The following is a 9,021-nucleotide window of genomic DNA, read 5'->3' on the forward strand; positions in this document are numbered from 1 at the left end:
CGTGCTCCCGTCAGTCGTTGGACACGACCTTCGCCAGCGCACGATCAAGACGCGCCATGCCTTCGTCGATGACCTCCATCTCAATGACCAGTGACGGCGCAAAGCGCAACACATTGGGGCCGGCCACCAGCAGCATCAGCCCCTCTTCGGTGGCGGCTGCCAGTACCTCGCGGCCGCGCTCGCCAAAGGAGGGCTTGAACTCGGCGCCCAGCAGCAGCCCCATACCGCGAATGTCGCTGAAACAGTCGTACTTCTCATTGAGCTTTTGCAGATGCTCGCGGAAGCGCTGCGAGCGCGCCTCGACCCCCAGAAGGACTTCAGGCGAGCTGATGGTGTCCACCGCCGCCAGCGCCACTGCCGATCCCAGCGGATTGCCGCCGTAGGTCGAGCCGTGGGTGCCGACCACAAACACGCGGGCGACCTCATCGGTGGTCATCATCGCGCCCATCGGGAAACCGCCGCCCAGCGCCTTGGCCGAGGTCAGGATGTCGGGAGTGATGCCGTAGTGCATATAGGCGTACAGATGACCGCTGCGACCGACACCGCACTGGACCTCATCAAAGATCAGCAGGGCCTTGTGGTCGTCACAGAGCTTGCGCAGGCCTTCAAGGAACTCGGGTGTTCCCGGCGTCACGCCGCCCTCGCCCTGCATCGGCTCGACGATGACCGCGCAGGTCTCGTCGTTGATCAGCTCGCGGGCGCTGTCGAGATCATTGTAGGTACCGTGCACGATGCCCCCGGGCACCGGCCCGAACCCCTGGGAGTACCTGGGCTGGCCGCCGACGCTGACAGTGAAAAAGGAGCGGCCGTGAAAGGACTGGCGAAAGGAGACAATACGATGCTTTTGTTCGCCGGCCGTGTCGTGGGCGTAGCGACGCGCCAGCTTCAGCGCTGCCTCGTTGGCCTCTAGCCCCGAGGAGCATAGAAACACCTTGTCGGCAAAGGTCTTCTCGACCAGCGTGCGGGCCAGCTTCAGGGCGGGTTCGTTGGTGTAGACATTGGACAGGTGCCAGACCTTTTCACTCTGGGCCTTCAGGGCTGCCATCAGCGCCGGATGACAGTGGCCCAGACCGTTGACGGCGATACCGCCGGCAAAATCGATATACTCGCGACCCTCCTGGTCCCACAGGCGGCTACCCTCGCCGCGCACCGGTATCACCTTCTGGGGTGAATAGTTGGGCAGCATATACTGATCAAAGGCTTCGCGGGTGGGGGTCCAGCTCATGACAGGTCTCCATTGACGAACACATCAAGCGACAGGACGTCGCTGACAGACCCCTCAGTATACGCAGAGGAGCGCGTCAAAAGGCAGGGGGCAGACCATGATCGAAGGGGGTGGCCGGTACGCTGCCCTCTCAGGGCGACCGCATGACGCCGTCGCGCACGCGCACCTGCCAGTTTTCCCAGCGACTCAGACGATTGGCGCCTCCCGCCGGAGCCTCCTCGCCGGAGGCGGTCGAGGTCCAGAGACTGCTGCCGTTGAAACTGTAGATGGGGATCAGATCCCGGCGGGAGACAGCGGGGGCAATGCGTTTGTCGATATTGTCGAGAATGACCGGCATCTGCTGAGGACTGGCGGCCCAGGAGAGCACCATGTGAAACTGGTCATAGGGCACGTATTTGACGTAGTGAAGGCGCATCTGATCATCGGGCACCCCCAGCTCGCGCAGGGTCAGATACTTGGCCAGCGCGAACTCCTCGCAGTCACCGCGCCCGATGCCCAGAAACTCGATCGGCGTTGCCCAGTAGTCCTCGACACGCCAGATGTCGAGATCATCGACGAAATCGAGACGATTGAAGAAATCGTTGACCCCGGCCAGCTGCGCCGCCACCGGCCGGCCGCGCAGCCGTGTGATCAGCGCCTGCCACTGCTGGACCCGGGCCAGACCGATGGCGCCATAGCGACTCTCGATGGCAGCGGTGGCAGGAATGGCGGCGCCGGAGAGCATGCCGGCCGAAGCCGGCAGGGCCATCACCAGCAGCGCTGTCGCGCCCCACCGCCACCATCGCCACATCATCAGTAGACGTTCCCCGTCAAAGGCTCATGTCACTCTATCGGCAGGCGCACCCATCAATGAACCTCGGGTGCCAGCGTCACCGCCGGGGCCAGATAGCCCTGATAGCCGTCGGCGCCAATATCGGTGACCAGCGCCCGCTGCGCCTCGGACTCGACGCGCGTGACGATTACCAGGGCCTCGATCTGATGAGCCGCCATGCACAGGCTGTGTAGAAACTCGTTGTCGACGTCATCACGCACGAAGAAGGTCTGATCGATCTTGACGTAATCCGGTCGCAGACGACCCAGAATCGGCAGGGAGTTCAGGTCGCGGGCAAAGCGGTCGATGCCGCCGCGCCCTTCAAGATGCCAGGCCACCCGGAACAGGCGCTGTACATTATCGGTGTAGCGCAGAACACTCTCTTCGGTGACCTCGATATCCAGCCGCGCCGCCAGTGCCGGATGTGCCCTCAGCCATTCGATCAGGGCATCGACCTCGTCATTGCTGCCGACAAGGTCCGTGGTCAGATTCACGGCCAGGCGGCAATCAAGATCGTGACCGTGCTGACTCAGCCACTGCAGCACGTAGCGATCCAGCTGCGAGCCGATGCCGAAGTGTCGGGCAATGGGCAAAAAGCTCGAGGCCAGATGGGTCTCGTCGCCCTCCTTCAGACGCATGAAGAGCTCGCGATGCAGCTCCTCGCCGTTATTGAGGATGACGGGCTGGGCCACAAAGATCGCCCGATGCTCGGAAAGCGCCTGTTCGATGACCATGCGCCAGTCGCCACGACTGCGCTCGTTGTGGCGGGATTCGCGCGGCGCCACATACCAGCGCTGATCGGTCTCGACGGCCTCGCGCAGGGCGCTGTCGGCCTTTGACAGTATCGTGATCCGCTGAAGTCCCGGCTCGCGGATCATGACCCCGGCCCGCACATGATGCACCCGCTCGTCGTGAAGCGGGTTGGCATCGACAATGTCGTCGATGCGATCCAGCAGCGTGACCAGCAGCTCCTCGCGACGGGCGTCGCTGACGTCAGGCAGGATCAGGGCAAACTCCTCGGCCGAGAGTCGGGCCGACTGGATGGGCAGCGCCTGCACGTTCATGCTCGTCAGATATGTCCCGATGGCGCGAATGGTGTCATCGCGCGCCACGAAGCCGTCGCGGCGATAGATTTCGGCAAGATGATCGATGCGCAGAATCACCAGCGCACCGCCCTCGGGTGCTGCCAGCCACTCGTCCAGAATGCGGGTCAGATAGGCACGGTTGCCCAGTTTCGAGACCGCATCCTGCTCGGCCATGCGCTGCAGCCGGATGACCTGAGCCGTCTGGGCCTCGAACTGATCGTTGAGTCGGGCGCTGAGTCGGTTGACGGCCAGAGTGATGCCCTGAAGCTCCTGAACGCGGGTCGACGCCACCGGCTGTGCGTAGCCCTCGATCTGCAGGGTTTCCAGATAGTGGGACAGGCGATGCAGCGGGGACAAAAGCCGCCGGAACCCCAGTGCACAGACGACCAGCGTCAGTGCCATGCCGATGACCAGCCAGAGCAACAGGCTCAGGCCAAGCTTCCAGAGCTGGTTATAGGGCAGGCTGTTGTCGGCCTCGAGCATGATGGTCCCCAGCGGCGACCAGCCACCGGAGATTTCACGCTGATTGGAGAGCCGGGGCAGTGAGATCAGTGCCTGAAACCAGTCCGGCGCCAGCGTGGTGCCGGGATTTTGCACCACCAGCGGCTTTTCGAGACCCACTGCCTCGAGTTTGAGCGTATCGATGAAGCTGCCATCCGAGGTGGCCTGCATCAGCGTGCGCACACTGGTCCAGTCCCCCTTTTCGATGAACTGTACCAGCGCCAGGCTCAGTCCCTGCGTCATGTTGGACGTTTCCATGCGCTGGCTGTCGAGCAGCGACTGCCGCGCATAATGTACATTGATGGCAAAGATGCCGATCGAAAAGATCAGCAGCAAAACGGCAACGCCGGCCACCAGGCGGTGAAAGAGACTCATGTGGCATCCCCCGGGGTACTGCTGCTTGTTCCAAGCAGCTGATCTCCATCAACGTTGCCCTGATCGACGTTGATCTGGAGGGTATCGAGAAGATTGCCGGTCACGGCCAGCAGTCGATACTGTGCGCGGATCAGGGCAAAACGTGCCTGCAGCTGGTCCTGCTGGGCGCTATAGAGCTCGGTCTCACTGTCCAGTACGTCCAGCAGGGTGCGACGACCGATATCGAACTGTTTACGGTAGTTGACCCGGGTCTCCTCGCTGGCGCTCATGTGCCGTGCCAGATAAGGGAGCTGACTGCTCACATAATCGCGAGCGTTCCAGGCCAGACGCAGCTCGTCGCGCACCTCACGCAGGGCGCGGTCGCTGTCGTACTGCACGGCCTCCAGCGAGTGCTGGCGGGCATGCAGCTGCGCCATGTCGCTGCCGCCGCGATAGAGATTCCACGACATGACCAGCTCGGCGTTCCAGTCATTGGCCCGACTGCCCTCGAAGTCATAATCCCGACTGGTCATTCGGCTGGCCTGAAAGCGCAGCTCGGGCAGAAAATCACTGCGCTCGACGCCGACCTCATGACCGGCGGCCGTCACCGAGTGACGAGCAGCCAGCAGAATGGGATTATTTTCGTTGGCCATGGCCAGCGCCTGCTCGAGGTCATCAGGCACGGGGGTCAGATCGACCTCCCCCGGCAGCATCAGATCGCGAGGCGGCGTACCGACCAGGCGCACAAAAGAGGAGATGGCGTCCTCACGATTGTTATAGGCCGCAATCAGGCTGGACTGCGCCCGTGCCAGACGTCCGTCCACCTGACTGGCATCGGTGGCCGTACCAGCGCCCAGCTCACTGCGACGACGAATGTCGGCGGCAATGTTCTGGTGGGTATCGACATTGCGCTCGGCCAGCTCCACGAGCCGCTGGGTCTGTAGCACATCGAGATAGCTCTCGATGGTGGCCAGTCCGACCCGATTGGCCGCTGCCGCTACCTCCCAGCGCTGATAGTCGATCTGACTGTCGGCGTTTCGCACCCGCTCCAGCGTGCGATTGTTGTCCCAGATCAGCTGGGAGAGCGTGATGGAGCCGCGGCGATAGTTGTGCGCGTCGCTGGAGCGGTCCAGGCCGTTGACCTCGCTTTCATTGCGGCCACGCCCGGCGCGTGCTTCGAGATCCACCGACGGTAGCCAGGCGCCCCGCTGCGCGCGGGCGTCATCCCTGAACTGGGCATAACGGGCGACTTCCGTGCGCGTTATGGGGTTTTCCATGATGGCCTGCGTCACGGCGTCATCAAGCGACTGTGCCTGCGCCGCTCCTGCCAGTGAGAGCGCATAGAGCCCGGCCCACCACTTTTTCATCATGACCCCCTGATCCCTTTTTTCATTTTTGGGTGTTACCACCTCAACGCTCACGCAGGGCGCCCTGCTGTGCTCTCAAGATCGGCTTGAGCAGATACTGCAAAATGGTCTGATCGCCCGTGATCACATCGACGCTGGCCTGCATGCCGGGAATGATGGTCATCGGATTACGATCGCTGCCCAGATGGCTCTGATCGGTCACCACGGTGACCTCATAGAAGCTGTTGCCCTTTTCATCCTGCACCGTATCCGGGCTGATGCGCTGCACCACACCCTTGAGCCCGCCATAAATGGTGAAATCATAGGCCGACAGCTTGACCGTGGCCGGCAGCCCCGGATGAATGAAGCCGATATCGCGCGGCGGGATGCGCACATCGATCTGCAGCTGATCCTCGATGGGCACGATCTCCATCAGACTCGCGCCCGGCTCGATGACGCCGCCCACGGTATTGACGTTGATGGTGCGCACACTGCCCTGCACCGGCGAGGTCACCAGCGTCCTGTCGAGCCGGTCCTGCAGGCTGGCCCGCCCCTGCTGCTGGCTCTCCAGCCGGCTGCGGGCCTCGCTCAGGGCATCGGCGCTGCGCACCCGGAACTGGGCCGCCACGTCGCGGCGCCGGCTGATGGCCTCCTGCAGCTCGGACTGCTTGGAAGGAATCGACAGTCGCGCCGATTCCAGCTCCCCGCGCAGGTCATTGACCTGGCGCTGCTGCTCGAGCAGATCGACCCGGGAGACGACCCCCTCCTGCACCAGCGGCGTGGTAATCGCCAGCTGCTGACTGGCCAGCTGATAGCTGCGTGACAGACTGGCCACGCGCGAGCGCAGCTCACTGAGCTCCTGATTGCGCTGTGAAATCTGGTCGCGCGCCTGGTCGAGCTGGGTACGCAGCCCGCCAATGCGCTCGCGATAACCCTCTTCTGCCGTGTCGGCCAGCGCCGGATTGGTCGAGCGAAACGCGTCATCGAACTCGGGCGGCTGTGAAGTGATCACAACCTGTTCCTGCCAGCTGCCGGCGTCAGCATTGATGGCCACCGACGACAGCTCGGCCTGATACTGGGCGAGGATGGACTGAAGCCCCGCCAGGGTGGATTCCCGCTCGGCAAGATCGGAGCTGGCGCGGGTCGGATCGATACGCGCCAGCGGCTGGCCGGGCTCGACGATATCGCCCTGACGGACGTAGAGCTCGCGCACGATCCCGCCTTCCAGGTTCTGAATGGTCTGCAGACGGGTCGAGGGCACCACCTGGCCGGTCCCCCGGGTCACGATCTCGACGTGGGCCAGCGCCGCCCAGGCAATAAAGGCCCCCAGCACTGCCAGCAGCACCCACAGGAGAATACGCGAGCGCCAGGGGGTGGCCAGCAGCATGGCGGCACTGGCATCGTCGGCCAGCTCCAGCTCGTGGCCGCCCGGACGCGGCCAGCGTCCCTTTCTAGCCAGCAGTGCCATGGCGCACCTCCGGATCTGCACTGGTCGCTGTCGGCCCCGGTCCGTTACCCGGCGCGTGGACACGACCTTCGTTGAGCGCCTTGAGCACACTGGCCTTGGGACCATCGGCAATGATGCGGCCCTGATCAAGCACGATCAGGCGGTCCACCACCTCGAGCATCGAGCTCTTGTGGGTGACCAGCACCACGCTCTGGCTGCGCGGCATGTCCATGAGTACCCGCCGCAGTCTGGCCTCGGCGCGGTTGTCCAGGTGGGCACCCGGCTCGTCGAGCAGCAGCAGCGGCGCGCGGATTAGAAGCGCCCGTGCCATCAGCACCGACTGGCGCTGACCGCTGGAGAGCAGCCGACCGCCCTCGCCGACCTGGCGGTCCAGCCCGTCCGGATCATGACGGGTAAATTCGGTCACGCCGGCAACGTCCGCCGCGCGCTGGATGGCCTCATCGCTGGCGTGAGTCTGACCCAGCGTGATGTTGTCGCGAATGGTGCCGAAAAAGAGCGCACTGTCCTGACCGGCATGGCCGATATGGCGGCGCACGTCGGCCGGGTGGAGCTGATTGATGTCCAGTCCGTCGATGCGCAGGCTGCCGCTGCTGGCACGATAGAGCCCGGTCATCATGCGCTGCAGGGTGCTCTTGCCGGCGCCCATGCGGCCGATAATGCCCACCCGCTCGCCGGGTTCGATGGTCAGCGACACGTCATGCAGGATTTCAGGAGATTCGGGCGAGTAGCGAAAGCCGACGCGGTCGAACTCGATGCGCATATTCAGTCGGTCGCGATGCACGTAGTTCTTGCCCTCTTCGACCTCCTCGGGCATCTGCATGATCTGATCGATGGCCGCCATCGCGCTGCGGGTCTGGCCCAGCCGTGTGATGAGCAGCGCCATCTGCGCCAGCGGCTGCAGCGCCCGGCCGGTCAGCATGACGGCCGCGATCAGGGCCCCCATGGAAAGCTGTGCATCGCCAATCAGATAGACGCCGTAAATCACCAGCGCCACGGTGGCCAGCTGGTTGACGCTCATCGTAAGCGAGGATACGGACGTTGACAGATTGCGGCTCTTGACGCCCCACTTGGAGATTTCGCCCACGGCGCGCTCATAGCGGCGCTGGGTGTCGCCCTGGGCGTTGGCAAGCTTCAGGCTTTCAAGCCCGGCGACGCTTTCGACCAGTCGCGCATGCTTTTCGGTCGCCAGCCGCGAGCCCAGTTCGATCGAGCGTTTCATGGGCCACTGAATCACGATGCTGTACCCCAGCAGAATCACCAGCGCGATGATGGGCACCCACACCAGCGGCCCGCCCACGACCCAGACCACCACCAGAAAGAAGATGGCAAAGGGCAGGTCGACCAGGGTGGTCATGGTCATGGAGGTGAAAAAGTCGCGAACCGAGTCGAACTCCTGCAGATTCTTGACAAAGGCCCCGACCGATACGGGTCGGGCGTCCATGCGCAGATTCATGACCTTGGCAAAGATCTTCGAGGAGAGCAGCACCTCCGACTTGCGCCCGGCCGTATCCAGAAAGAAGGCCCGTACCTGACGCACCAGAAGATCAAATGCCACGATGATGCCCATGCCGCTGGCCAGCACCCAGAGCGTGCTGAAGGCCATGTTGGGCACCACCTTGTCGTAGACGTTCATGGTGAACAGCGGCGCGGCCAGCGCAAACAGGTTGATCAGAAGGGAAGCGATCAGGACATCGCGGTAGATGGGCGTGGAGAGCTTGAGCGTCGACCAGAACCAGTGACCTTCGGCCAGCTTCATGGTCTCCGGGGCACGCTCGTCAAAGCGGTGTTCACGGCGAATATAGACAATCTGCCCGGTGGCCTCCTCACACAGGCTATCCATGAGGATGTCCTGGGTGCCGTCGGCTTCCGGCAGATAGATGGTGGCGTTTTTGCGCTCGCTGTCACGCGAAAGCATGATCGCGGCCCGACGCCCCTTGAGGATCACGATACAGGGCAACAGGATATCGGCCACGCGGTCGGGGCGCTGACTGACCAGTTTGGCGGACAGCCCGGCGCGGTTGGCCGCGCGGGGCAGGAGTGACAGCGTCAGCCGGCCATCTTCCAGCGGCAGACCGGCACTGATGACCTCGCCCGAGCGGGGTTCACCGTGATAGCGCGACAGAAAGACCAGCGACTGCAAAAGCGGGTCGCTCTCCTTCTCGCCAACGGGGTCCGGGCGAAGTGGTGTCGGTTCATCTACCAAGCTGCTGCCCCTTCTCTTTCGGTTTCAC

At 63.5% G+C, this 9,021-nt stretch carries 6 protein-coding genes; all 6 read right to left on the minus strand.

Going from position 1 to position 9,021, the window contains the following annotated elements:
• Positions 1 to 10: 10 nt before the first annotated feature.
• Positions 11 to 1,225 carry an aspartate aminotransferase family protein gene (locus BM079_RS11250; RefSeq protein ID WP_090134029.1) on the minus strand — a complete coding sequence of 405 codons (1,215 nt, stop codon included), beginning with the start codon at positions 1,223 to 1,225 and terminating at the stop codon, positions 11 to 13.
• A gap of 130 nt (positions 1,226 to 1,355) precedes the next feature.
• A complete protein-coding gene (locus BM079_RS11255; RefSeq protein WP_217639678.1) occupies positions 1,356 to 2,018 on the minus strand; it encodes a transglutaminase-like cysteine peptidase in 663 nt (220 codons plus the stop codon).
• Positions 2,019 to 2,071: 53 nt separating this feature from the next.
• Positions 2,072 to 3,997 carry a bifunctional diguanylate cyclase/phosphodiesterase gene (locus tag BM079_RS11260; RefSeq protein ID WP_090134031.1) on the minus strand — a complete coding sequence of 642 codons (1,926 nt, stop codon included), beginning with the start codon at positions 3,995 to 3,997 and terminating at the stop codon, positions 2,072 to 2,074.
• Positions 3,994 to 5,346: a TolC family outer membrane protein gene (locus BM079_RS11265; protein WP_139215300.1), complete on the minus strand. Its 1,353-nt coding sequence runs from the start codon at positions 5,344 to 5,346 to the stop codon at positions 3,994 to 3,996. The genes BM079_RS11260 and BM079_RS11265 overlap by 4 nt, the downstream gene beginning before the upstream one ends.
• Positions 5,347 to 5,386: 40 nt before the next feature.
• A complete protein-coding gene (locus BM079_RS11270) occupies positions 5,387 to 6,790 on the minus strand; it encodes an HlyD family type I secretion periplasmic adaptor subunit (RefSeq protein ID WP_090134035.1) in 1,404 nt (467 codons plus the stop codon).
• Entirely contained in the window at positions 6,774 to 8,993 is a 2,220-nt protein-coding gene (locus BM079_RS11275; RefSeq protein WP_090134037.1) for a type I secretion system permease/ATPase, read from the minus strand. Before BM079_RS11275 ends, BM079_RS11270 begins: the two co-directional genes overlap by 17 nt.
• Positions 8,994 to 9,021 lie beyond the last annotated feature (28 nt).

The organism is Kushneria avicenniae (assembly GCF_900112585.1).
GTDB classification, from domain to species: domain Bacteria; phylum Pseudomonadota; class Gammaproteobacteria; order Pseudomonadales; family Halomonadaceae; genus Kushneria; species Kushneria avicenniae.

What these genes read in the sequence shown, in the direction of transcription:
- BM079_RS11265 (WP_139215300.1), bottom strand. Translation starts at nt 5,346, where the DNA reads ATGATGAAAAAGTGGTGGGCCGGGCTCTATGCGCTCTCACTGGCAGGA.
- BM079_RS11255 (WP_217639678.1), bottom strand. Translation starts at nt 2,018, where the DNA reads ATGATGTGGCGATGGTGGCGGTGGGGCGCGACAGCGCTGCTGGTGATG.
- BM079_RS11270 (WP_090134035.1), bottom strand. Translation starts at nt 6,790, where the DNA reads ATGGCACTGCTGGCTAGAAAGGGACGCTGGCCGCGTCCGGGCGGCCAC.
- BM079_RS11250 (WP_090134029.1), bottom strand. Translation starts at nt 1,225, where the DNA reads ATGAGCTGGACCCCCACCCGCGAAGCCTTTGATCAGTATATGCTGCCC.
- BM079_RS11260 (WP_090134031.1), bottom strand. Translation starts at nt 3,997, where the DNA reads ATGAGTCTCTTTCACCGCCTGGTGGCCGGCGTTGCCGTTTTGCTGCTG.